General features: G+C 70.5%; 13 protein-coding genes. 12 read left to right on the top strand and 1 reads right to left on the bottom strand.

Annotation, left to right across the window (positions count from 1 at the left end; all coding sequences use genetic code 11):
* Positions 1-13: 13 nt before the first annotated feature.
* On the top strand, positions 14-1,885 hold the full coding sequence (locus tag AC3EUV_RS08305; protein ID WP_435602542.1) for an AfsR/SARP family transcriptional regulator: 1,872 nt from the start codon (positions 14-16) through the stop codon (positions 1,883-1,885).
* A gap of 71 nt (positions 1,886-1,956) precedes the next feature.
* Positions 1,957-2,631 (top strand): DUF4097 family beta strand repeat-containing protein, encoded by a 675-nt coding sequence (locus AC3EUV_RS08300; protein WP_432140273.1) that lies wholly within the window; start codon positions 1,957-1,959, stop codon positions 2,629-2,631.
* 93 nt (positions 2,632-2,724) lie between these two features.
* Here the strand turns inward: AC3EUV_RS08300 and sbnB are convergent, their stop codons facing one another.
* Complete coding sequence (sbnB, locus tag AC3EUV_RS08295; protein ID WP_435602541.1) at positions 2,725-3,723, bottom strand: 2,3-diaminopropionate biosynthesis protein SbnB; 999 nt, start codon at positions 3,721-3,723, stop codon at positions 2,725-2,727.
* 169 nt (positions 3,724-3,892) lie between these two features.
* Between sbnB and sbnA the strand changes: the two genes are divergently transcribed.
* From sbnA to AC3EUV_RS08245, 10 genes are all read left to right on the top strand, one after another.
* Entirely contained in the window at positions 3,893-4,915 is a 1,023-nt protein-coding gene (gene sbnA, locus AC3EUV_RS08290) for a 2,3-diaminopropionate biosynthesis protein SbnA (RefSeq protein ID WP_432140275.1), read from the top strand.
* Between the two features lie 34 nt (positions 4,916-4,949).
* Positions 4,950-5,858, top strand: coding sequence for a 4'-phosphopantetheinyl transferase family protein (locus tag AC3EUV_RS08285; RefSeq protein WP_432140276.1), 909 nt, complete (start codon positions 4,950-4,952; stop codon positions 5,856-5,858).
* The gene (locus AC3EUV_RS08280; protein WP_432140462.1) at positions 5,768-6,718 is read left to right on the top strand and encodes an ornithine carbamoyltransferase; all 951 of its coding nucleotides are present in this window, start codon (positions 5,768-5,770) and stop codon (positions 6,716-6,718) included. The genes AC3EUV_RS08285 and AC3EUV_RS08280 overlap by 91 nt, the downstream gene beginning before the upstream one ends.
* A 65-nt stretch (positions 6,719-6,783) precedes the next feature.
* Positions 6,784-8,046, top strand: a complete 1,263-nt coding sequence (locus AC3EUV_RS08275; RefSeq protein WP_435602540.1) for an MFS transporter — start codon at positions 6,784-6,786, stop codon at positions 8,044-8,046.
* Between the two features lie 84 nt (positions 8,047-8,130).
* Entirely contained in the window at positions 8,131-9,081 is a 951-nt protein-coding gene (locus AC3EUV_RS08270) for a TauD/TfdA family dioxygenase (protein WP_435602539.1), read from the top strand.
* A gap of 48 nt (positions 9,082-9,129) precedes the next feature.
* On the top strand, positions 9,130-9,345 hold the full coding sequence (locus tag AC3EUV_RS08265; protein WP_432140279.1) for an MbtH family protein: 216 nt from the start codon (positions 9,130-9,132) through the stop codon (positions 9,343-9,345).
* Positions 9,346-9,402: 57 nt separating this feature from the next.
* Positions 9,403-14,436, top strand: a complete 5,034-nt coding sequence (locus AC3EUV_RS08260) for an amino acid adenylation domain-containing protein (RefSeq protein WP_435602538.1) — start codon at positions 9,403-9,405, stop codon at positions 14,434-14,436.
* Positions 14,433-25,115: a non-ribosomal peptide synthetase gene (locus tag AC3EUV_RS08255; RefSeq protein ID WP_435602537.1), complete on the top strand. Its 10,683-nt coding sequence runs from the start codon at positions 14,433-14,435 to the stop codon at positions 25,113-25,115. The genes AC3EUV_RS08260 and AC3EUV_RS08255 overlap by 4 nt, the downstream gene beginning before the upstream one ends.
* A 149-nt stretch (positions 25,116-25,264) precedes the next feature.
* Positions 25,265-25,444 carry a hypothetical protein gene (locus AC3EUV_RS08250; protein WP_435602536.1) on the top strand — a complete coding sequence of 60 codons (180 nt, stop codon included), beginning with the start codon at positions 25,265-25,267 and terminating at the stop codon, positions 25,442-25,444.
* Positions 25,441-26,205, top strand: coding sequence for a thioesterase II family protein (locus tag AC3EUV_RS08245; protein ID WP_435602535.1), 765 nt, complete (start codon positions 25,441-25,443; stop codon positions 26,203-26,205). The genes AC3EUV_RS08250 and AC3EUV_RS08245 overlap by 4 nt, the downstream gene beginning before the upstream one ends.
* Positions 26,206-26,233: the final 28 nt, after the last annotated feature.

Genomic DNA, 26,233 nt, shown 5'->3' with positions numbered 1-26,233 from the left:
TCTTGGGGGAGTCATGGAGTTCCAGCTGCTCGGAAATGTGGTTGCCAGCAACAGCAGAGGCCAGGTCGCGCTCGCTGGAGCGAAGATCCACACAGTTCTCGCCACGCTGGTTCTGGCACATGGCCGAATAGTTTCGGACAGTCGGCTGAGCAGGTCGTTGTGGGGATGGAATCCACCGGCGACGATGAGCGCCCAGATCTACACGTACATCTCACGGCTGCGGAGCCTGCTCGGTGACGAGGCGGACCTGACGCGGGGGCAGGCGGGATACGCACTGCAGACCGACAGCCCGGTGATCGACGTGGTGGACTTCGAGCGGTTGGCGAGGTCCGGTGGCGAGGCGCTGAGGGCGCGTCGGTACACCGAGGCCGACCGGGACCTGCGGGCGGCTCTGGCGCTGTGGCGAGGGGCCGCGCTGGGGAACGTCACGGAGTTTCTGGCCGACGAGCAACGGCCGCGGCTGGAGGAGGCCCGGGCCGGGTCCCTGGAAGACCGGATCGAGACCGACCTGGCCCTGGGACGGCACCGGCAACTGGTCCCCGAGCTGACCGGGCTGGTCAACAGCCACCCGGTACGGGAGCGGCTGCGGGCGCAGCTGATGACCGCGCTCTATCGCTGCGACCGGCAGGGCGATGCACTGGCCGCCTACCACTGCGGCCGCAAGGTGCTGTCGGACGAGCTCGGGGTGGACCCGGGCTCCCTTCTGCACAGCACGTACCTCTCGGTGCTCAACCAGGAGTTGGGCCTTCCCTCCGGTGCCGGCGAACCGGTGGTGCTGGGTTCCGCGCCGGCCCCTTCCCCGGCCCCCGACATGCTGCCGCCGGCCAGCCATGACGTCTGTGGGAGACAGCGGGAGCTGGGTACTCTGCTTGAAGAGCTCCCACCGGGCGGGCCCGGCCTGCCCCGGCGGTTCCTGCTCACCGGAATGGCCGGCGTCGGCAAATCCGCGCTGGCGGTACGGGCCGCGCACATCGCCCGACCGCAATTCCCCGATGGACAGCTCTACGCCGACCTCACCGGCGTGGACGGCTCCCCGAAGGCCCCGCACGACGTCCTGCCGCTGTTCCTGCGGGCACTGGACGACACGGACCTCCGGTCCGGTGAGCCGGACGACCTCGTACGGCGCTACCGGACACTCACCTCGGGAAAGCGGTTGCTGGTGGTGCTGGACAACGCGTGCTCCGATCTGCAGATCGACTCCCTGCTGCCCACAGGGGAGCAGTCGGCTGTGCTCATCACCAGTCGCGCCCACCTCGCCTCTGCCGTGGGCGTCCGGACGACCCTCCTGCGGCCGATGCCGGAGGACGAGTCGCTTGCGCTGCTCGCCGCGGTCGCCGGCCCTGAGCGGATCGCGGCCGAGGAGGAAGCGGCGCGGAAGATCGTGACCTATTGCGCCGGACTGCCGCTGGCGCTGCGGATCGCCGGGGCGAGGCTCGCTGCACGGCCGCACTGGTCGGTGAAGATGCTGTCCCGCAGGCTGGCCCACAGGGAAAACCGTCTGCGTGAGCTGTCCATAGGGGAGCTCTCCGTGGCCGGGAGTCTGCGGCAGTCGCTGGAGCGGCTCTCGCCGCACGGCTGGGCCGCCCTGTATGCGCTGCCCCTGCTCGGTGCGGAGTGCTTCCGGGCGGAGGAGCTCGCAGCGTTGCTCGGGTTGTGCGCAGCGGACGCCGAGGAGGCGCTCGAAGCGCTCGTCGACGCACGGCTGCTGGATCTGCCTGCCGCGGACGACCATGGCAACCCGCTCTACCGCTGCAACGAGCTCGTCCGGCTGTTCGCCGCGTCGCTGCAGCCATCGGAAGGCTGCGCTTCGGCGTCCGACCTGGCTCCGGTCCGGATCCCCGCCCGTTCCGCCCACCCCGTGCTCAGTCGCAGCATCCCGGCGTGAGCACGACCCGGTGCAGCCTCCCGACGTCCATGAGTCCCATGCCATCCGTTGTCAATGAACCAGGAGAAGAGATGACTGCCCCCTTCCGCACCAGCTTGCCCGCCAGGACCGCTCTCTGTGTCGTCACCGCTGTCGTGGGGGGTGTGCTGCTCACGGGTTGCAACAAGGCCGATGACGACGCCTCTTCCTCCTCCTACACGGTCGACGGACAGATCACCTCCCTCAAGGTAAAGAGTGCGGGCGGTGCCATCGACCTCGTCGGTGGCACTGGCAGCGGGATCAAGGTGACCGAGAAAATTCGCTACAACAACGACAAGCCCAAGACCCGGCACACCTCCGCGGGCGGTGTGCTGACGCTGACAGCGCCCAACGACTGCGGGGGCGGGGGCATCGGTGGCAGCACCTGTGAGGTCAGCTACCGCGTGGAGGTCCCGAAGGCGTTGGCGGCCAACCTGCAGAGTGACGGCGGCAATGTCACTGTTGACGGGGGAGCGGCCGGACAGCTCACCGTGCAATCGGACGGGGGCAGTGTCACGGCCGGCAAGTTCCCGGCCGCGCCGGACAGCGTGGACGTCAACTCCTCGGGCGGCAATGTCACTTTACGCATGCCTGCCGGCGCCTATGCGGTCGATACCTCGACCGATGGCGGCAGCCAGAAGGTGGGTGTGAAGACGGACCCCGGCTCCGGCCACAAGATCACCGCGCGGTCGGACGGCGGCGGGGTGTCCGTCCTCTCCGCCGGCTGACCGGCCCGGGCACCAGGGGGACCGGGCCGCGCCGTGCAGCGGCTCGAGTCCCCCTGGTGTCACGTCCGCGGCACAGCTGTGCCGCGGCGTGCGTCAGGCCTCCAGGAAGTCGTCCACCCGCACGCCCAGTCCGTTGCGCTCCGCCCGCTCCCGTACGTATTCCGCGAGGGCGATGTCGAGGACGCCCAGGCCGAACGGGGAGTAGACCACGTGTTGCCCCGGCTTGCGCTCGATGTGCGTGGTGCCGCGCAGCAAGGCGCCGATCTGCGCGGCGACGAAGTCCCGGTTCCCGGTGTGTTGTTGAGCCAGGTCCAGTGAGGTGCGTTCACGGCAGACGTGGTCGGTGTCGTCCACGACGTTGACCGCAGTCAGGATCGTCTCCACCGACAGGTCGCGCAGCGAAACGTGCAGCACGGTCGTGCCCGGAGGGCAGGCCGACAGGTCCAGGTGCGGCTCGGCGGCTGTGGTGGCCAGCGAGAGGAGCGGGTGCCCGGAAAGGGCCGCATCGAGGTTCTTCACTGCCGTTGCCCGCACTCCGGGCACGGCCTCGGTGCAGGTACGTGCGAACGCCTCGGCACGTGCCGGGTCCATGTCGTAGAGCGCGGCGTCCCGGAGTCCGGGAAGTGCAGCCTTCAAGAAGCGCAGGATCTCGAGATTGATCACACCGCAGCCGATGAGCGTCACACCGGTGGGCGGTGCCTGCCCGCTGAGGACGCGGGCGGCCAGCGCAGCGCTGGCCGCGGTGCGCTTGGCCGAGATGACCGAGCCCTCCAGAAAGGCCGACGGACGGCCGTTCTCAAGGGAATTGAGGACGACGGTCGCGCTCGCCCGCTCGAGGCCTGCTGCCACGTTGCCGGGGAAGGAGGCGATCCATTTCATGCCCGCCACAGGTGACGCGCCGCCCCGGTAGGCGGGGAGGCCGATGATGCGGTCGCGACCGTGCTCCTCCTCGGGGAAGCGCAGAAAGGTCGAATGCGGCAGCGCCGTCCTGCCCTCGTCGTGCAGCCGGTACGCCTCGGCGACGAGGTCGATGACCTCCCGTTCCCGGCCTGTCAGGGTCTCCACCACGTCGGATCGCCGAAGGATCAGCATCCTGGTTCGTTCCTCTCCGTAGAGCGGCATCAAGACGACTGGACAGTCGGCAGTCCAGTCCTGCAGCAACCCTGCCTACGACGCCTATAAGGCGTCTCTAATAGAAAGCCCGTAGAGGTGCCCCCAACGCTGAAGGCCGCATCGTCGATCTCGAGCGAAGGGCATCCGCATGAGCCGTCCCGCACTCAAAGGGATTCTGGACGCCATCGGGCACACCCCGCTGGTCGAACTGAGCAAACTTGCACCCGAGTTCGGATTTCGGATCTTCGCCAAGATGGAGAAGTTCAACCCGGGTGGCAGCATCAAGGACAGGTCCGCGCTCAGCATGCTGCTGGAGCAGATCCGCAGCGGCCTGCTCGTGCCCGGCCGTTCGGTGGTCGTCGAGTCGAGCTCCGGGAACCTGGCCATCGGAATTGCCCAGATCTGCCGGTACTTCGGGATCGACTTCATCTGTGTCGTCGATGCGAAGACCACCCGGCAGAACCTGGCCATGCTCTCCGCGTACGGTGCCAGGGTCGAGGTCGTACGGACGCCCCACCCGGAAACGGGGGAGTACCTCGGCGCCCGGCTCGACCGGGTCCGTGAGTTGGTTGCGACGGTTCCCGGTGCGTACTGGCCCAATCAGTACAGCAATCCGCTGAACCCCCGCGCACACAGGGAGACGATGCGGGAGATCGCCGAGGCTCTGGACGGGCGGGTCGACTACCTCTTCTCTCCGGTGAGCACCTTCGGCACCCTGCGGGGCTGCGCCGAATACATCGCGCAGCACTCGCTGGATACCACTGTCGTCGCGGTGGACGCCGTCGGCAGCGCCATCTTCGGGCAGCCACACGCCCGCCGTCTCATTCCCGGCCACGGAGCCTCCGTGCCTCCGGCACTGCTGGACCCGGCCTGTGCCGATGAGGTCGTCCACGTCGACGACCTGGACTGTGTCGTCGCCTGCCGGCGGCTGGTACTCCGCGAGGGGATCCTTGCCGGCGGCTCCTCCGGGGCAGCCGTCGCGGCGCTGTCGAAGATCGCCGGACGGATCCCGGACGGATCTCACTGCGCCGTGGTCTTCCCCGACGGAGGTGACCGGTATGTCGACACGATCTACTCCGATGACTGGGTCGGCAGGCACTTCGGGGAGGTCTCGCACCTGTGGAAGGGCGCCCCGTCAGGTGTTCCGTCCCCCGACGCTGCCGCAGCCTGAGCCGCGGACCAGCAGCAAGGGAGTGGTGGCAGCCATGAGCGCCGATGACCTCGTGGATGTCTTCGACCGCGGTGCGGCCCACGTGTGGTGGGGCACCGCCGCCGACCCGCTCGCCCTGAGCGCCACGGCCGTCCTGTCCGCGGCCGAAGGTGAACGGGCCCGCGCCATGACCGCAGAGGCGGGCCTGCGCTACACGGCTGCGCAGGTCGCAGTCCGCCGCATTCTCGCCCGCTACCTCGGCACGGACCCCGCGCTCGTCCTGCTCGGCAGACTGCGCTGTCCGGAGTGCGCCGGCAATGATCACGGCGCACCGTGCGTGGTCTGGCCGCCCACCGAGCTGAGATACAGCCTGTCCCGGTCGGGGCCGCACTGGATGCTCGGTGTCACGGGCGGCCGGCGCCGCATAGGGATCGACATCGAGGAGACGTCGCCCGTGGACCTCAACACTGTCGCCCCCACGGTGCTCTCCGTGCGGGAGCTCAGCCGGCTGCGCGCGCAGCCGGAGCCCGAGGCACAGCTGGGAGTCTTCCTCCGCTACTGGACCCGCAAGGAAGCGGTGATCAAGGCCAGCGGGGTCGGTCTGATGACCGATCTGCGCACCGTCGACGTGCACGACGCACCGCTCGGCGCCTCCCTCGTCGTGCGCCATGCCGCGGCGACAGGACCGGACTCGTGGGTCGTCGACGACATCGCCATCGGGCCCGGCCGGTACGCGGCCGTCGCCCGTGAGACAGCCGCCACGGGTCCGCTGCGGCTGATCGGGAACACACATCCGGCCCTCGGCCTCCCGGTGCAGGAGCCGGTGCCGGCAGGACGGACGGAAATGCTGGAGACAAGGAGCACGCCGTGGCCATCCGCCACCTCATCTCTCTCGACGACCTCACCGACGCCGATCTGTATTCCATCGTGGCCAGAGGCGCCGGATTCTCCTCGGGCAAACTGACGCCCGCTCGGACGCTGGAAGGGACGGTCGCCGGGATCTACTTCCGCAAGACCTCCACCCGAACCCGTACCGCCTTCTCCTCCAGTGCCCTGCGGCTCGGTGCGCAGATCATCGCGTACAACGGCAGCGATCTGCAGATCAACACCGGGGAGACCAGCGAGGACACCGGTCGGGTCTTCTCGCGGATGCTGGACACGCTGGTGGCCCGGACCTCCGGTGACCCGGCGGAGCTGCGGGCCTGGGCCACCCAGGACCGCATGTCGGTGGTGAACGCGATGAGCGCGGACGAGCACCCCACGCAAGGACTGACCGATCTCACCACGCTGCTGGGGCACTTCGGCCGGATCGCCGGGCTGCGCGTGCTCTACATCGGCGAGGGCAACAACACGGCCGCCGCGCTCGCCCTGGGTCTGACCCGGTTCCCGGGAACCGTGCTGGAACTGCGCACACCGGAGGGTTACGGACTCGGCGAGGACGTGCGGAAGCGGGCCGTGGCCCTGGCCGCCGCATACGGTTCGCTGATCACCGAGCGGCATGACATGACGGACCTGCCCGCCGACGTCGACGCCGTCTACACCTCGCGCTGGCAGACCACCGGCACCAGCAAGGCCGACCCCGGCTGGCGCCGGGTCTTCGCACCGTTCCAGATCACCGAGGCGCTGTGGGAGACCAGCCGCAGGGCCGTCTTCCTGCACGATCTGCCCGCCCACCGTGGCGAGGAGGTCACGGCGGAGGTGCTGGACGGCCCGCGCAGCATCGCCTTCGATCAGGCCGAGAACAAGATGCACAGCGCGATGGCGGTGCTGGAGTGGTGCCGGGTCGGCATCGTCGCGGACGCCGCCGCCGGCGGTTTCGAGTGAGACTGCTCGACCGACCGTCGGGCAGGCATCGTCGCGGACGCCGCCGCCGGCGGCGGCGGTTTCGAGTGAGGCTGCTCGACCGACGTACACCGGACACCGGGCAAGCCGGCCCCAGCCCTTTACGACTCAACCGCGACTTCCTCCTGCTGTGGACCGGCGCCGGTATGTCGCTCCTCGGCCTGCGCGCGAGCACGGCCGCCTACCCGCTGCTCATGCTCTGGTACGGGGACAGCCCCACGGGGGCGGGAATGGTCGGATTCGCTGCACTGCTGCCCCAGTTGGTGGTGCAGCTGCATGCGGGCGCTCTGGTCGACCGGTGGGACCGACGGCGGCTACTGATCTGCTGCGACATCACCGGACTGCTGGCGATGGGCACCGTCGTGGTGATGCTGGCCGCGGGCCGACTGTGGCTGCCGGGACTGATGGTGGCGGCATTCGTCGACGGCGCGGTGGGGTTGTTCCAGCGGCTCGCCGAGCGGGCGGCCGTCGCTCATGTCGTGCCGCCCTCCCAGCTTTCCCAGGCCCTGGGACAGAACGAGGCACGCGGGCAGGCGGCCGGGCTGCTCGGACAGCCGGCGGGCAGCGGACTGTTCACACTCGGGCCATGGGTGCCCTTCGGTTTCGCCGCCGTGTCCCATCTCCTCGCCCTTGGCACCGTGCTGTTCATCCGCAAAGACCTTCAGGGGGAGCGGTCCGCGCCGGCGCGGAAGCTCCGCTCCGAGGTGGTCGAAGGGCTCCGGTGGGTGCGGCGGCAGCGGTTCATGCGGGCTGCCGTCGGGCTGATCGCGGGCAGCAATCTGCTCTTCCAGATACTCGTCCTGACCCTTGCGCTCACCGTCAAGGAACACGATGGATCGGCGCTGACCGTCGGGCTCATCGGCCTGGTGGCCGGGCTCGGCGGCGTGGCGGGGGCGCTGGCCGGGGCACGCGCTGCCGGCCGGCTGAGGCCGTTCAGCGTGCTGGCCGGCTCGTTGGGCGTCTGGACGGTGCTCATGGTGCCGGTCCCCTTCACCAGTGATCCCTGGGCGCTCGGCGTGCTGCTGGCCGGGATGAGCTTCGCCGGGGCGCTGATGAACGTGGTGGCAGGGGTCTACCAGGTGCGGGTCACCCCGGACGCCCTGCAGGGCCGGGTCACCAGTGTCTTTGCGCTTCTGGGCTCCGGCATGGGCTCGGCGGGTGCCCTCGTCGGCGGACTGCTGCTGAGTGCCGTCGGGACGTACCCCACGGCGCTCGGTATCGCCGCGGCGATGGCGCTGCTGGCGCTGGCTGCCGCCGTCGCCCCGGCGCTTCGCGACGACGCCGCCGAAGCCCCCGCAACCCGGCTATAGATCTATTTAGCGAATAAATATAGGACTTCTGGCCAGAGTTTCACGAGCCAGGTCAACAGCCTTGTCAGAAAGGAGAGATGACCGATGAACGACGACGCGGGCGACGCCCTCTGGGCCCCCGCCGAGATCACGCCGGCGGCCACCGGGACCGAGGCGAGCACCCGGGGACTGGTGGAGTACCTAGGGTCCGTGCCGGATCTCGGTGCCCTGCTCACCGCCGAGAAGGCCCTGGTCTTCCGGGGCTTCCGGGTCGACCCGGCCGGGCTGAACGAGGTGATGGACCTGCTGCTGCCCCGTCGGCTCGCCTATGTGCACGGTAATTCTCCGCGCACCAAGGTCGGGGCCAATATCTACACCTCCACCGAGTACCCGGCCGAATACGCCATTTCGATGCACAATGAGATGAGCTACGCCCATCAGTGGCCGGCCCGGCTGCTGTTCTTCTGCGAGACCGCACCACAGAGCGGCGGCGCCACCCCCGTCATCGACGGCGTCCGCTGGCTCGCCTGCCTCGACGCCGAGGTACGTGAGGCCTTCCGGAGCGGTGTGCGGTACACGCAGAACCTGCACGGCGGTCTGGGTCTCGGCAAGAGCTGGCAGTCGACCTTCGAGACCGAGGACCGGGAACGGGTCGAGGCCTTCCTGAGCGACTCGGGCGCCACCTGGCAGTGGCTGCAGGACGGCGGGCTGCGCATCTCCCAAGTGCGCCCGGCCGTCATCCGGCATCCGGTCACCGGCGACGAGGTCTGGTTCAACCAGTCCGACCAGTGGCACCCTGCCGCCCTCGGCGACGACACCTCCGCGGCACTGGCCGCGATCATGCCGCCCGAGGAACTGCCCCAGTCCGTCAGCTTCGCCGACGGCTCGCCCATCCCGGACGCCTACGCCGTCCAGGTGCGCGACCGGGGTCTGGCAAACGCCGTGGACGTCGACTGGTGCGCCGGTGACCTGCTGCTCATCGACAACGTACTGGTCGGCCACGGCCGCCGGCCCTTCACCGGCCCGCGGCGCGTGCTCGTAGCGATGTCGGACTGATCGGCCGCACCCGCCCACCACGCCCTTCACCCATCCCAGGAGAACTTCATGCCCGCTGCTGAGAACAGCGCCCCCGCCTACCGCGTCGTGCTCAACCACGAGGAGCAGTACTCGATCTGGTGGGCCGACCGTGATCTGCCCGTCGGCTGGAGCGCCGAGGGCACCGAGGGCACTCGCGAGGAGTGCCTGGCCCACATCGGCGAGGTGTGGACGGACATGCGCCCGCTGAGCCTGCGACGCCGCATGGACGCCGCCACTACCTGATTCCGCGGACGAGCACGCAACGATCGCCGCCGACCGTCAACGAGGAGCACCAGCCACATGATTCCCGAGTCGCGCACGGGCGCCTCCACCCACGAGCCCCACCTGGCCCACGAACTCGTCGCGCGCCGCGCGGCGATGACTCCGGAGGCTGTAGCCGTCGTAGAAGGCCGTCAGGAGATCACCTACGCCGAGCTCGACACCCGTGCCAACCGCCTCGCCCACCACCTGCAGGACCTGGGCGTAGGCCCCGGTTCGGTGGTCGGTGTCTGCCTGCCCCGCACTGCCGACCTGATCAGCACGCTGCTCGCGGTATGGCGTGCGGGAGCGGGATATCTGCCTCTCGACCCCGCCCAGCCCCCGCAGCGCTCCGCGTGGATGCTCCACGCGGCAGGGGCCGGAGTGGTGGTCACCCACGCGGAGTCGGCCGCAGTGGCCGACGGCTCCGGAGCCGAGCCGCTGGAACTCGATGCCGTCGCCGGTGCATTGGCCCTGCGCCCCGGCCATCTGCCCGAGTGCAGCGCCGGCCCGCAGGACACCGCCTACGTCATCTACACCTCCGGTTCCACCGGCACCCCCAAGGGTGTGGTGATCAGCCACGAGGGCATCGGCAACCGCATCGCCTGGGCCACCGATGCCCATCGTCTGTCCGCCGACGACCGCGTACTGCACAAGACCGCGGTCACCTTCGACGCCCATGTCTGGGAGGTCTTCGCGCCGCTCGTCAGCGGCGGAGCCGTCGTCCTCGCCCCGGCAGGAGCCGAACGCGACGCCGCGCTCATGCTGCGCACCGTCGCCGAACAGCGGGTGACCGTCCTTCAGGTAGTGCCCTCCGTGCTGCAGGCGCTGGCCGAGGAGGACGGCTGGCAGGACTGCACCCGGCTGCGGCTGCTCTTCTCCGCCGGCGAGCCGCTCCAGGCCGAACTGGCCCAGCGCGTGCTGCGCCGCCTCTCCGAGGGAGCCGCTCCCGGCCGCCCGGAACCGGAGATCTGGAACACCTATGGCCCGACCGAGTGCTCCATCGACGTCACCGCCTACCGTTTCGACCCCGCGCAGACCTCCGGCCCGGTGCCGATCGGCCGGCCGATCCCCGGCCTGCGGGTGCTCGTCGCCGACGAGTCCGGCAAGCCGGCCGCCGTCGGCGCCCCCGGCGAGCTCTACGCCGGTGGCCTGGGCGTGGCACGCGGCTACCTCGGCAGCCCGGAGCAGACCGCCGAGCGCTTCGTGCCCGACCCGTACGCCAAGGACGGCTCCCGGCTCTACCGCACAGGGGACAAGGTGCGCTGGCGCGGGGACGGTGTGCTGGAGTACCTGGGCCGCATCGACCACCAGGTGAAGATCAACGGAGTCCGCATCGAGCCGGGCGAGGTGGAGAGCGCGCTGTCCGCGCATCCGGGCATCAGCGGCGCGGTCGTCACCGCATTCACCGGCGCCGACGGCGCCAAGCGGCTGGCGGGGTACGTCACCGCCGGCTCCGATGCCGTCCTCGCCGGGCTGCGCACCTTTCTGCGCGAGCGCCTGCCCGACACCCACGTCCCCGCCGTCTTCCTGCGCCTCGATGCCTTCCCGCTGACCGTCAACGGCAAGGTCGACCGCTCGGCGCTGCCCGCGCCCGAGGCCACCGGCAGCGACTACCGCCCCGCCCACCGGTCCCCACGCACCGCAGCCGAGCGACTGGTCACCCATGCCTGGCAGGAGCTGCTGCAGGCGGAGGACATCGGCCTCGACGACGACTTCTTCCACCTCGGTGGCACCTCGCTGCAGTTGACCCGTCTGGCCCATAAGCTGCGCACCTCCTCCGGGCAGCAGATCCCGCTGCGCGGCCTGTTCACCGCGACCACGGTCGAGGCCCAGGCCCGGCTGCTCGCACCCGAGGAGACCTCCGCAAGTGCCGCCGTCGCCCCCGTTATGCGGGTTCCCCGTGACGGCGGACCGCTGCCGCTCTCTTTCGGCCAGCGCCGCCTGTGGTTCCTGGACCGGATGAACCCGCAGAGCGCCGAGTGGGTGGCCGGCATGTTCCTCAAGGTGCCGGACGGCACCCGGACCATCCATGTCCAGCGCGCGCTCAACACCCTTGTGGAGCGGCACGAGGCGCTACGCACCCGCTTTGCCGTCATCGATGGGGAGTCCGCGCAGTTCATCGCCGATCCGCACCGCGTGGACATGCGCCACCTGCACGCGAGCCGGGAGGAGTTCACGGCGCTTCTCAGGGAGGAGTTCGAGAGGGGATTCGACCTCACGAACGGGCCGCTGCTGCGTGCGGTGTTCGTCCGCATCCACGGCGGCGACCAGATCGTCGTCGTCGCGATGCACCACGTCACCACCGACGGCTGGTCCTCGGCCATCCTTGAGCGCGAGTTCCACCAGCTGCTCAACGCCTACCGTCATGGCCATACGGACGCCGGCCTGCCCGAGGTGACGCTGGGCTATGCCGATTATGCGGTCTGGCAGCGCGAGCAGCTGACCGAAGAGGTGCTGGCCGCCGAACTGGACCACTGGCGCCGCGCCCTGGCGGGCAGCACTCCCCTGGAGCTGCCCACGGACCGGCCGCGTACGGCCGTGCGCGACGGCCGCGGCTCGGTTGTCCATTTCTCGGTGCCTGCGCCGGTCGTGAGCGCCCTCACCGACCTCGGGAAGCGGCACGGGGCCACGCCCTTCGCGACCATGCTGACGGCCTTCGCGACGCTACTCGCCAGGCATGGAAGCCAGTGGGACGTTCCGGTGGGCACTCCGGTGGCCGGGCGCGACCGAGCCGAGACCGAGAACGTCGTCGGCTTCTTCCTCAACAGCCTTGTGCTGCGCTGCGCGCTGGACGGGAAACGGTCCTTCAGCCAGGCGCTGGAGCGCGTCAAGGAAACCACTCGCGAGGCCTTCGCACACCAGACGCTGCCCTTCGAGCGCCTCGTGGAGGAGATGGCCCCGGAGCGCGACCTGTCCCGTACGCCGCTCTACCAGGTGGCGTTCGACCTGCACGACGAGTCGTTCAACGGAGCGGTCGAACAGCCGGAGGACGTCAAGACGCTCCAGGAGATGTGGGGGCTGGCCCACACGGATCTGACCCTCTACATGCGCCGGCACGACGACGGCACGATGTTCGGCAGCCTGGAGTATGCGACCGCGCTGTTCGACGCCGACACCGCCGTGGCGCTCACGCACCGCTTCCAGCGTCTGCTGGAAGCCGTCGCCACCGACCCGGACGTCCTCCTGGAGGACGTGGAGTTGCTTTCCGCCGAGGAGCGGGACCAGCTGCTGGGCGACGCGACCGCCCCCGCAGAGCCGGTGATCGTCGCCGTGCACACGATGTTCGAGCGCCAGGCGCAGGCCACTCCGGACGCGGTGGCCGTCGCCGAGGACGGCTCGCAGGTGACGTATGCCGCGTTGGACGCGCGGGCCAACCAGATTGCGCAGCACCTGCGTTCGCTGGGGGTCGGGCCGGAGACCCGGGTCGGGGTGTTGCTGGACCGGGGCGCGGAGCTGATCGCCACGCTGCTGGCCGTCTGGAAGGCGGGTGGCGCGTACATCCCCATGGACCCGGCCTGGCCGGCGGACAGGGTGGCCGGCATGGCCGCCGACGCCGGGGCCCCGGTCGTGGTGACGACGTCGGCCCACGCAGGGCGTTTCATGACCGGTTACGACGGCAAGCTGGTCGTCACCGACACCGCTGACGCCGCGGCAATCTCGTCCCGCCCCGCGACGGCCCCCGATGTGCCCGCCGACCTGGACCGGCTGGCGTACGTCATCTACACCTCGGGCTCCACCGGCCGCCCCAAGGGCGTGGCCGTGCCGCACCGGGGCCTGGCCAACCACTTGAACTGGGCCGTGTCCGAGCTGGTGTCGCGCGGTACCGGAGGCAGCGCCGTCTTCTCGTCCGTCGCCTTCGACCTGGCGGTGCCGAACGTCTGGGCTCCGCTGCTGGCCGGGCAGCGCGTGGTGGTCCTGCCGCAGGAGGCGGACCTCTCCGAGCTGGGCGCGTGGCTGACCGCAGCCGGTCCGTACAGCTTCCTGAAGCTCACCCCCGGCCACCTGGACATCCTCACCCAGCAGCTCACACCCGAGCAGGCGGCCGCGCTCGCCGGGGTGATCGTGGTGGCGGGCGAGGCGCTGCCCGGTCCGCTCGCCCGGCAGTGGGCGGGCTGGCTGGGTGAAGGCCGCATGCTCAACGAGTACGGACCGACGGAGGCGTCGGTGGGCACCTGCACCTACCCGGTGACGGCTACCGAGCCGGCCGCGGTGGTGCCCATCGGGCGCCCGCTGCCCGGCATGGCGATGTACCTGCTCGACGAGGGCCTGCGGCCGGTGCCGCCCGGTGCCATCGGCGAACTGTATGTCGGCGGCACCGGGGTGGCCCGTGGCTACGCGGGCCGTCCGGAGCTCACGGCGGAGCACTTCGTGCCCAACCCGTTCGGCACTGCGCCCGGTGCCCGCCTGTACCGCACCGGGGACCTGGTGCGCCGGCTGCCCGCAGGGGACGTGGAGTTCCTCGGCCGCACGGACCAGCAGGTGAAGATCCGCGGCTATCGCGTCGAGCCGGGCGAGGCCCAGGCCGTGCTCGCCGCGCACCCAGGTGTCCGGGAGGCCGTGGTGATCGCCCGGACGGACGGTCCCGGCGCCGTGCGCCTGGCCGGCTACGTCGTCCCCGCCGCAGCACCGGTCCCCGCCCACGTCCTGGCCGCGCACTGCGCGGAGCTGCTGCCGGACTACCTCGTGCCCGCGAGCTTCACGACCCTGGACGCCGTACCGCTGAACGCCAACGGCAAGCTCGACCGGGCCGCGCTGCCTCTTCCGGAGTCCATCGCCGAGAAGGAGGCCGATGAGCCCGAGGGTCCCCTGCAGGAGAACATCTCCGCGCTCTGGACCGAGCTGCTCGGCGCCCGTGTCGGGGTCCACGACAACTTCTTCGAGTCCGGCGGCAACTCGATCCTCGCGATCCGGGTGATCGCGGCGATCCAGGCCGAGTACGCGATCGCGCTGCCCGTGCGTGAGGTCTTCGCCCACCCGACCATCGCCGGCCTGGCCCACGCCGTCGAGTGCCGTATCCGAGCCGAAATCGACCAGATGTCGGACGCCGAGCTGATGGAGGAGCAGACCGCATGAGTATCCAGGAGAGCGCCCAGGCCACGGAGGCCGCGGGGAAGGGCGCCGACGCGCTCCGGGCCGAGCTGCTGCGCCGCCGTCTCGCCGGCCGGCGCGACCCGCGGAACGACGGCCGCTCCGACGGTATCCCGTGCGCCGACCGCACCGCGCCCCTGCCGCTGTCCGCCGGACAGCAGCAGATGTGGTTCCTCAGCCGGCTGGAGCCGGACAGCTGCGAGTACCTGGTCCCGATGGTGCTGCGGCTGCGCGGCGCCCTCGACACGGCCGCGATCGAGGCGGCCTGGCGGCGGGTGCTCGGCCGGCACGAGATCCTGCGTACCCGGTACGGGCTGAACGGGCACGAGCCCGTGCAGATCGTGGACGCCCCCGGTGACAACGAACCGGCGGTCCTCCTGGACGACTTGACCGGCGATCCGCCGGCGCACCGCGAGCGGGTCGCCGCCGAGCTGGTCCAGAACGAGGTCACCACGCCCTTCGACCTCGCTGCCGAATGGCCGGTCCGGGCCCGGCTGATCCGGCTCGCGGCGGACGACCACGTGCTGGCCGTCGTCTTCCACCACATCGCCTGCGACGCCTGGTCCACCCGGATCTTCGCCGCCGAACTCAGCCAGGCCTACACCGCGTTCGTGCAGGGCGTGCCCGACGGGCTGGCCCCGCTTGCCCTGCAGTACGCCGACTTCGCCACCTGGCAGCAGCAGCGGCTGGCCGGTCCCGCCGTGGAACGGCAGCTTGCCCACTGGCGCGACACGCTCGCCGGTGCGCTGCTCACCGAGCTTCCCACCGACCGGCCGCGCCCCGCCCTCCGCGACTCCGCCGGCTCCGACGTCCCCGTCCGCTTCCCGGAGGGCCTGTCGGGCCGGGTCCGCCGGCTGGCCGCCGCCCACGGCACCACTCCGTTCGCCGTGCTGCTGACCGCCTTCCAAGTGCTGGTCTCCCGGTATACCGGACAGCCCGACGTGTCGGTCGGCACGGTCGTCTCCGGCCGCCACCGTCCCGAACTCCAGCAGCTCATCGGATATGGCATCAACACCCTCGTGCTGCGCGGCGCATGGGACGGTGATCCCGGCTTCGCCGAGCTGCTGGACCGCACCAGAGACACCGTGCTGGACGCATTCGACCACCAGGAGGTGCCCTTCGCGCGCCTGGTGGACGAGCTGCAGCCCGAGCGCGACATGTCCCGCACGCCGCTGCACCAGGTTGCCTTCACCATGCACGAGCAGCGTCTGGGCGCGTTCGCCCTGCCGGGCCTGACCGTCGAGCCGTACGCACGCAGGGACGAGGTCGCCAAATGCGACCTCACGCTGCAGATCGAGGAGGCCGCCGACGGCTCCTTCGGCGGCGCGCTCAACTACGCCACCGCCCTCTTCGACCATGCGACCGCCCATCGCATGGTCCGTCATCTGCTGCGTCTGCTCGAAGGCGCCACAAAGACGCCGGACCGGCCTGTGTCCCGGCTTCCTCTGCTGGACGACGCCGAGTACGCGGTGGTCACCGGCGCCCTCGACGGGCACCGGCCAGCCGCCCCGGCGGACCGCTGCGTCCACCAGGTCTTCGAGGAGCAGGCGACAGCCACCCCTGACGCCGTCGCCGTCACGGCGGGCAGCACCTCGCTCACCTACCGGGAGGTCAACGAACGGGCCAACCGGCTCGCCCACCACCTGCGCGAGCTCGGCGCGGGGCCGGAGAACCTCGTCGGCCTCTGCCTGGAGCGGGGCATCGAGTTGTTGCCCGCCCTGCTGGGCATCCTCAAGTCCGGCGCCGGATACCTCCCGCTGGACCCGGCCAACCCCGCCGACCGGCTCGGCTACATCATCGCTGACGCCGGGGCCGGGATCGTCGTGGCCTCCACCGCGACGGCCACCGCGCTCGACGGCGCCCACGACGGCGAGCTGGTGCTGCTGGACGGCGAGCAGGACGCCGCCCGGATCGCCGCCCGCCCGGCGTCGGACCCGGCCCCCCTCGCCGGCCCCGACGCCGTCATCTACGTCATCTACACCTCGGGCTCGACCGGCCGCCCCAAGGGCGTCGTCCTCTCGCACCGCAACGTGCTGCGCCTGATGACCACCGCCGACGAGCACTATGGCTTCGGTCCCGACGACGTGTGGACGATGTTCCACTCCTACGCCTTCGACGTATCCGTCTTCGAGATGTGGGGCGCCCTGCTGTACGGCGGTCGGCTCGTGGTCGTCGCACACGAGGTCACCCGTTCCCCGTCGGACTTCATCGATCTGCTGGTCGAGCAGCGGGTAACCGTCCTCTCCCAGACGCCCACCGCCTTCCGCTCCCTGGTGGCGGCTGCGGGCTCCGGAGACCCACGGATCGACGAACTCGCGCTGCGCGCCATCGTCTTCGCCGGCGAGAAGCTGGAGGTGGCCGAGCTGCGCCCCTGGCTGGACCGTGTCGGGCAGCACGGTCCGGACCTGGTCAACATGTACGGGATCACCGAGACCACTGTGCACACCACTTACTACCGCATCGAGGAGGAGGACTTTGCGCCGCTCTCGGGCGATCGGGTGGGCTATCCGCTCAGCGACCTTTCGGTGTATCTCCTGGACGGCGCGGGAAACCCGGTTCCCCTCGGGGTGCCTGGCGAGATCCACGTGGGGGGCCCCGGAGTCGCCCGCGGCTATCTGAACCGGCCCGGCCTGACCGCCGAGCGCTTCGTACCCAACCCCTTCGCCCAGGACGGCTCCCGTCTCTACCGCAGCGGTGACGCCGCGCGGCGCCGGGCGGACGGAAGCCTGGAGTTCATCGGCCGCATCGACAACCAGGTCAAGATCCGCGGCTATCGGATCGAACTCGGCGAGATCGCCCATGCTCTGATCCAGCACTCCGCCCTCGCCGACGCGGTCGTACGGGTCCGTGAGGACGCGCCCGGCGACCGGAAGCTCGTCGGCTACCTCGTCGCGTCCCCGGGCGAAACGGCCCCGCCGGCCGCCGAGTTGCGCTCGCTATTGCGCCGGACGCTGCCGGAATACATGCTGCCGGCCGCCTTCGTCACGCTCGACCGCATCCCGCTCACCGTCAACGGCAAGCTCGACCACCGGGCCCTGCCTGCTCCCGACCTCACGACGCTGCGCGGGAATGGCGCCTGCATCGCCCCCCGCACACCGGCGGAGGGGCGGATGGTGGCCGTGTGGAGCGAGGTGCTCGGTACCGAGCAGGTCAGTGTCGAGGACTCCTTCTTCGACCTCGGCGGCGACTCCATCCGTGCCATCGCCCTGGTGGGCGAGCTGCGTGCCGCTGGATACGACGTGGCAGTCCGTGACGTCTTCGACTTCCGCACGGTCGCCCAGCTCACCGAGGTGGCCACCGGCCGTCCGCCACTCGCCTCCGGCCGGCGCACGGTCGAGCCCTTTGCCCTGCTCGACGAGGAGGACCGGGCTGCGCTGCCGGCCGGTGTCACCGACGCCTACCCCCTGTCCCAGATGCAGCTGGGCATGGTCGTCGAGATGCTCTCCGACACCAGCCGCAACCTCTACCACAACGTTTCCACCTTCCGGCTCCACGACGACAAACCCTTCGCCCCCGAGGCATTCCTGGAGGCTGGCCGGCTCGTCACTTCCCGCCACGAAGTCCTGCGCACGTCCCTGGAGCTGACCGGCTACTCACGGCCCCTGCAACTGGTGCACGCCATGGCCGAGATGCCGATGGGCTGGCAGGACCTCTCCGGGCTGGATGCGGCCGCCGTGGATGCCGCGCTGCGCGAGTACACCGCCGGCGAGCGCGCCGACGTCTTCGACCTGTCCGTGCCCGGACTCATGCGCTTCTTCGCGCACCTGACGGACGACCGCGAGGGCTGGTGGATCTCGGTCACCGAGTGCCACCCCGTCCTGGAGGGCTGGGGCCACCACTCGCTGCTGATGGAACTGGTGCAGTGCTACCGAGCACTGCGGGACGGCCGTGAGCCCGAACTCTTCGACCTCCCCGACGTGCGCTTCGCCGACTTCGTCGCCGGCGAACTCGAGGCGCTGGAATCGGAGGAGGACCGTTCCTACTGGCAGGGCATCGTCGAGGAGCACGCACCGCTCCGGCTGCCCGATGGCTGGGGGGACAGCCCGTCGCTGCCCAGGGAGACCGTGCAGGCGGCGATCGTCTGGACCGACCTGGAGGAGGGACTACGGGCGCTGGCCGCCCGGACGAAGACCTCACTGAAGAGCGTGATGGTTGCCGCCCACCTGACCGTCATGAGCCGGCTCACCGGGGAAGCAGCGTTCCACACCGGTCTGGTCTGTGACGCCCGTCCCGAAATCCTCGGCGCGGACCGGGTACTGGGCATGTACCTCAACACCCTGCCCTTCGCCCACGACCGCTCGGCCCGCACCTGGCGCGAGCTGGTGCAGCAGGTCTTCGACCGCGAGGTCGGCCTGTGGCCGCACCGCCGCTACCCGATGGCCGCAATCCAGCGTGAGTGGGGCGGCTCGCGACGGCTGATCGACGTCTACTTCAACTACCAGGACTTCCGGCAGGTCGATGCCGGACTCGTGGACCACGAAGGCGGCATCGACGACAGCCCGTCGGAGTTCCCGCTCACCGTCTCCTCCCGCGTCGGCCACATCATCGTGACCGCCGACTCCCACCACGTGAACCGGGCCAACGCCGAGCGGATGGTGGCGATGTACCGAGTGGTGCTGGAGTCGATGGCCGCCGACCCCGACGGCGACGCCACGGCCGACCTGCTGTCCGACGGCGAGCGAGCCCTGCTCCTCCACTCGTGGAACGACACGGCCGTGTTGCGCGACCCCGCCCCGGTCCACGCCCTGTTCGAGGCACACGCAGCCGCCACCCCGAACGCGGTCGCCCTCGTACACGGCGACCGCCTGCTGAGCTACGGATGGTTGAGCGAGCGCTCTGACGCGTACGCGGCGCAGCTGCACGCCAGGGGCACGGGCCCAGGGTCCGTGATCGGTCTGCTGCTGGACCGGACGCCGGAGCTCGTCGCCGCGATGCTGGGCGTGTGGAAGGCGGGCGGCTCGTATGTGCCCCTGGATCCGTCCTTCCCCGGCATGCGCATGCGCCATGTTCTCGCCGACGCACAGACGGCTCTGGTCGTCACCGACTCCGTGCACGCGGCCGCGCTGGACGGGGTGTTCGAAGGACCGCTGCTCCTGACAGATGGGCCATGGCGGCACGCCGACGGCACGGGGAAGGCCCCCGCACCCGCCGACGATCTCGCCTACACCCTCTACACCAGCGGTTCCACCGGCCGTCCCAAGGGCGTCGGTGTGGGTCACCGGGCGCTCACCAACCTGCTGTTGTCCATGAAGGAAGAGCTCGGCTCCACCGGATCCGACGTGTGGCTCTCCCTCACCTCGGTCTCCTTCGACATTTCCGGCCTGGAACTGTTCCTGCCCCTGGTCACCGGTGGCCGGCTGGTGCTGGCCGACAGCATGGAGACCAAGGACGGTGCCGCGCTCGCCGGGGTCGTTGCGGCGCACGGCGTCACCCACGTCCAGGCGACACCCTCCGGCTGGAACCTGCTTCTGCGGTCGGGCTTCGAGGGCGGTGCCCGTCTCACCGCTCTGGCCGGCGGCGAAGCGCTGCCTGCCGAGCTGGCCCGCGAACTGCGTTCCGCCGTCGGCCGGCTGGTCAATGTCTACGGTCCCACCGAGACGACGATCTGGTCGATGCTGTGGGAGGTTCCGCAGGGCGCCACGGCCGTCTCGATCGGCAGGCCGATCGCCAACACGACCACCTATGTGCTGGACGACCGGATGCGCCTGGTGCCCGTCGGCGCCCCCGGCGAGCTCTACATCGGCGGTGCGGGCCTGGCCCGCGGTTACCGTGGGATGCCGGGACGGACGGCGGCGCAATTCGTTCCCGACCCGTTCGGCAACACCCCGGGAGCCCGTCTCTACCGCACCGGCGACATCGTGCGCGTCCGCCCCGACGGCAGCTACCTCTACAACGGGCGGGCAGACGACCAGGTCAAGATTCGCGGCGTGCGGATCGAGCCCGGTGAGATCGAGGCCGCGCTGGCCCGGCTGAAGCAGGTCGCGCAGGCCGCCGTGGCCGTCCGCGAGGACGCTCCCGGCGACAAGCGGCTCGTGGCGTACATCGTGCCGGTCGACAGCCCGGCTCCCGAACCCCGCGCGCTCCGTCGCGAACTTGCCGGTGTCCTTCCCGACGCCATGCTGCCGTCCGCGTTCGTCACCCTCGACGCGCTGCCCTTGAACACCGCGGGCAAGGTCGACCGCAACTCCCTGCCCGCCCCCGCCCAGGAAGCACTGGCCACGAGCGGCTACCTCGCCCCCCGCACCCCGGTGGAAGAGGGCATGGCCGCCGTATGGGCGGAGGTGCTGGGCGTGGACAGGGTCGGGGTCGAGGACTCCTTCTTCGACCTCGCCGGCGACTCTCTGCGTGCCATCAACCTGGTCGGAACGCTGCGCGCCGCAGGCTACGACGTCGCCGTTCGCGACGTCTTCGAGCACCGCACGGTGGCCGGGCTCGCGGGGACGGCCGCTGCCCGGCCGGCACTGAGCGGAAGCATCGCCGCTGTCGAGCCCTTCGCCCTCGTCACGGAGGAGGACCGGGCCCTACTGCCGGCCGGGCTCTCCGACGCCTACCCCGCCTCGCAGCTCCAGCTCGGCATGTTGGTGGAGATGCTCGCCGACACCGAGGGCAGCAACTACCACCAAGCCGTCTCCATTCGGGTCCGGGACGACCATCCGTTCTCCGAGGAGGCATTGCGGAAAGCCGTCGACGTGGTCACGGCCCGCCACGATGTGCTGCGCACTTCGTTCGACCTGACCGGCTGCTCCGTACCGATGCAGCTGGTGCACAAGGAGGTCGAGGTGCCGGTCCGGGTCGTCGACCTGCGCGGGCTCACCGAGACAGCGCAGGCCGCCGAGCTGAACGGATTCCTGGCCGCCGAGCGGGCCGACCGCTTCGCCCCCGCCACCGCCCCTCTGCTGCGGGTCGCGGCTCACCTGGAGAGCGACGCCGCATGGCGGGTGACCTTCAGCCAGCCGCACGCGATCACCCAGGGCTGGGGACAGTTCGCGCTGGTCACCGAGCTGGTCGACTGCTACCGGCGGCTGCGTGAGGGCACGCCGTCGGAGCCCTACCAGGCACCGCCGGTCCGGTACGCCGACTTCGTGGCCGGAGAGCTCCAATCGCTCGGAGCGGGCGAAGACGGTGCCTACTGGCGGTCCGTCACCCAGCGGTACGCGCCGCTGTCCCTGCCTGCGGGATGGGGCGAGGAGGGCGAGCAGCGCACCCATGTGGTGTCGGTCAAGCTCACCGACCTGGAAGGGCCGCTACGTGCCTTCGCATCCCGCAGCCGCGTTTCACTCAAGAGCGTGCTGCTGGCCGCCCACCTGAAGGTGATGAGCCAGCTCACCCAGGAAGAGTCCTTCCACACCGGGCTGGTCTGCGACGCGCGCCCTGAAGTGTTGGGCGCGGACCGGGTGCTGGGCATGTACCTCAACACGCTGCCGTTCCCGCACGACCGGACAGCCCGTAGCTGGGACGAGCTGGTGCAGCGGGTGTTCAGCCGGGAGACCGAGCTGTGGCCGCACCGCCGCTATCCGATGGCGGCCATCCAGCGCGACTCCGGAAGCGGCCGCCGCCAGATCGATGTACTGTTCAACTACCATGATCTGCGGGTCTTCGACAGCGAGCGGATCGACGCGGCATCGAGCATCGGCGAGACCACCACCGAGTTCGCGCTGAGCGTGGCCACCGGCGGGGAGGGCCTCAACCTCCGGGCGGACTCCCGGGTGTTGAGCCGGAAGCACACCGAGCGGCTGGCCGGAATGTACCGTGCCGTGCTCGCCGCCATGGCTCGCGACCACCAGGGCGACCCGCGGCCGGCCTACCTCCCGGCGCGTGACCAGGAGCTCCTGGACACCTGGGGGGAGACTCTTCGCGAACCGGAGACCATCGCCGTCGAGGCGGCGTTCGAGCGCAACGCCGCGGGCGGTCCGGACCGTCCGGCGATCGTCGCCGACGGCATGGAGCTGAGCTACGCGCAGGTCAACGAGGCCGCCAACCGGCTCGCGCACTACCTGCGCGCGCTGGATGTCGGACCGGATGCGGTGGTCGGCATCTGTGCCGACCGATCGCCGGCCACTGTCGTGGCCGTGCTGGCCGTGCTCAAGGCGGGCGGCGCCTATCTTCCGCTCGATCCGGGAAATCCGGCCGACCGCCTGGCGTACATGGTGCAGGACGCGGGCGTCACGGTGCTGCTGACCGAACAGGCCCGGTGGGAATCCCTGCGGGAGGCGGAGCCGGGCATACGTGCGGAGTTGGTGCAGCTCGACCGGCCCGAGCTGTGGGCCGACCGGCCGGCCACTGACCCCGTGCCGGTCGCGGCACCGGAGAACCTTGCCTACGTCATCTACACCTCTGGCTCCACCGGCCGTCCGAAGGGCGTGCTGGTCAATCGGCGGGGCATGGGCAACCACCTGCTCGCCAAGATCGAGGACCTGGGGATCACCGAGTCCGATGCGGTGGTGCAGAACGCCTCCTTGGCCTTCGACATCTCCGTCTGGCAGATGCTCTCCGCCCTCGCCGTCGGCGGCCGGGTCCGGGTGGTCTCCGCCGAAGACGCGGTCGAGCCGGCAGCGCTCTTCGGGCGTACCGCCCAGGAGGGACTGACCGTCCTGGAGGTCGTCCCCTCGCTGCTCCGAGCGTCCCTGGACGCCTGGGACGCGGGCACATTGCCCCGCGAACTGCCCGCTCTCCGCCATCTGGTGGTGACTGGCGAGGCGTTGCCGCCGGACCTGTGCCGGCGCTGGTTCGCCCGCTTCCCGCACATCCCGATGGTCAACGCCTACGGGCCGACCGAGTGCTCGGACGATGTCACGCACGCCGTGATCCGCGCCGGCGACCCGATCGGCGAAGCACGGGTGTCGATCGGCCGTACGGTCCGCAACACCCGCCTGCACATCCTCGACGAGAACATGGCGCCCGTCCCGGTGGGCGTCCCCGGCGAGCTGTACGTGGGCGGCTCAGGCGTCTCCCGCGGATACGGCGGGCGGCCCGCGCTGACCGCCGAGCGGTTCCTTCCGGACCCCTTCGGCCCGGCGGGTGCACGGCTGTACCGCACCGGCGACGTCACCACCTGGAACGAGGACGGCAGTATCGAGTTCCTCGGCCGCGTCGACCACCAGGTCAAGCTGCGCGGCGTCCGCATCGAGCTCGGCGAGATCGAGGCGGCCCTGACCGCACTGAACGAGGTCGCGGACGCGTCGGTGGCCGTCAAGCGGGGCCCGACGGGCCGGGAGAGCCTGGTCGGCTATGTGGTTCCGGCCGACGGCGGGGAACCGGGTGCGGCTGCGCTGCGCACCCTGCTGGCCCGCTCGCTACCCGAGAGCATGATTCCGTCCGTGTACGTGCCGCTGGAGGCCCTGCCCCTGACTGCCAACGGCAAGGTCGACCGCAAGGCGCTGCCCGACCCGGACAGCTGGGACGGTCCGGACCGGCCGTACACCGCACCCGCGACACCCACCGAGACAGCGATCGCCGGCATCTGGACACAGGTCCTCGGGATCGGCCGAGTGGGCCGCGACGACGGCTTCTTCCGGCTCGGCGGGGACTCGATCCTGGTGATTCAGGTGATCGCGGCCGCCCGCAGGGCGGGGCTGCCGCTGTCTCTCTTCCTGCTCTACCAGCACGAGACGCTCGCCGAGGTGGCCGCAGCGGTCGACACCAAGCTCGCCTCCGCAGCGAGCGCACCGTCCGGTGTGGCTGCCGGGGCGGTCGACGTCCGCGCGATGCTCGACGCGCTCGCCGAATGCGGCGTGCCCGGCGCGAGCCTGGCGGTGACGGAGGGCGGTGAACTGGTCGCTCTGGAGGGGATCGGCACCCTCGCCGCCGGCTCCACGGAGAGCGTCACCCAGCGGACCGTCTTCCAGGCCGGCTCCTGGGGCAAGCACGTCACTGCCGTCGCGGTCCTACGGCTGGTGGACGAGGGGCTGATCGACCTGGATGCGGACGCCGGCTCTTATCTGCGGTCCTGGCGGGTGCCCGAGTCCGCCGACGGTCCGGTCACGGTACGGCAACTGCTCAGCCACCTCGCCGGGTTCGCCGAGACGCCACGCCAGGGCGTCCGGCGGGGCGAGCCCGTGCCGCACCTGCTCGGCCTGCTGCGGGAGACCGCGGTGCGCGAGAGTGCGCCGGGTCAGCGGTTCCACAAGTCCAACGCCCACTTCTCGGTGCTCGAGCAGGTCCTGACGGATCTGACCGGCGAGTCCTTCGAGGCCCTGATGCGGCGTCTGGTGTTCGACCCGCTGGGCATGGACGGCAGCAGCTTCGACCAGTCCTTCCCGGAGACCTGCGACCGCCCGGTGGCGCTCGGCCACGACGCAGAGGGCCGCACGGCCGAGGGCGGCTGGCTGATCCACCCGGAGCTGGCCGCCGCCGGGCTGTGGAGCACGGCCGCCGATATGGCACGGCTGGAACTGGAGATCCGCCGTAGTGCCCTGGGACGCCCGCTGGCACTGCTGTCCCAGCAGAGCGCCCAGCAGCTGCTCACGCCGCACAGCGCCAGCTTCTACGGCCTGGGCACGATCGTGGACGCCAGCGGCCAGGACGTGGAATACGGCCACGGCGGCTCGCCGGGCGGATACCAGGCGGTCTCCATGTCGTCGCTGCACCGCGGCAGCGGGGTGGTGGTGCTCACCAACGGTGAGTTCAGCGCTCAGGTGCTGAAGGCGGTCGGTATCGACCGCTGAGCCTCTGCCGCACCGTATGGACGAAATATAGCCCCCGGCCGGAGAGTGATCCGGCCGGGGGTTTTCCTTTCCGTTTCCCCGACGGGTCGGGCCGGACCCATGAATTCCCTTAATATTCCGCGTTGCTTCGCCCGAGAAAGGCAGGTCCGATGACCGCAGAGAATCCCGACGCCGGGCGCACCAGCTGGACCATCAAGGGCAATGTCCATGCCTCCACGGATTATCCAGCGGAGAAGGAGATATTCCTGCGCAACGAGAATTCCTACCGGGCCGCCACCATGCGCTGGGACGCCCCTTCCGCCGCCCCGACAGCGGCGGCCGCCGCATGAACACCACCGCTTCGTCCCGCCCGTCCTGGTTCCGGACGTTCGTGCCCCGCCCTGCAGCAGAGAGCCGCCTTTTCTGCTTCCCCCATGCCGGTGGGGCCGCCAGTGCCTTCCGCGGCTGGGCGACCGGGCTGCCGGCCTCGGTGGAGGTCACCGCCATCCAGTACCCGGGGCGGCAGGACCGCTACGACGAGAACCCCGCGCCCGACATGGCCACTCTCGTCAAGGAGATCAGCGAGGCGATCGGCCCGCTCGTCGACCGCCCGGTGGCCTTCTTCGGCCACAGCATGGGCGGTACGGTCGCCTACGAGGTCGCCCGCGCCCTGCCCCGTGAGCTGCGCCCTGCTCTTGTGCGGCTCTTCGTCTCGGCCCGCAGGACACCGGACAAGTGCCGGCCGCTGGCACCCGAGTGGCAGAGCGACGACGGACTGCTCCGCTACATCCGCGGACTCGGCGGTACCGGTGCCGCCCTGCTCGCCGAACCGGAACTTCTACCGGTCGCCCTCCCCGTGCTGCGCGGCGACTTCCAGCTCATCGACACCTACTCCCACGTGCCAGGCGCACCGCTGATGTGCCCCGTCACTGCCCTCGTCGGCGCGGACGACATCCACAACACGCCTGCCGACGCCGAGGGTTGGTCGCGGTACACGACCTCCGGCTTCGAGGTCTGCGTCCTGCCCGGCGGCCACTTCTACACCGAGACCGCGACCGAGGAGCTGCTCGAGTTGCTGGCCGACCGACTCGTCCCCGCCCACCGACCATAAGTCCTGTCGCTTTTCCTAGGAGCCCACC

It is taken from the genome of Streptomyces sp. bgisy130 (genome assembly GCF_057708345.1).
This window is presented reverse-complemented; position numbering and strand designations above follow the sequence as displayed.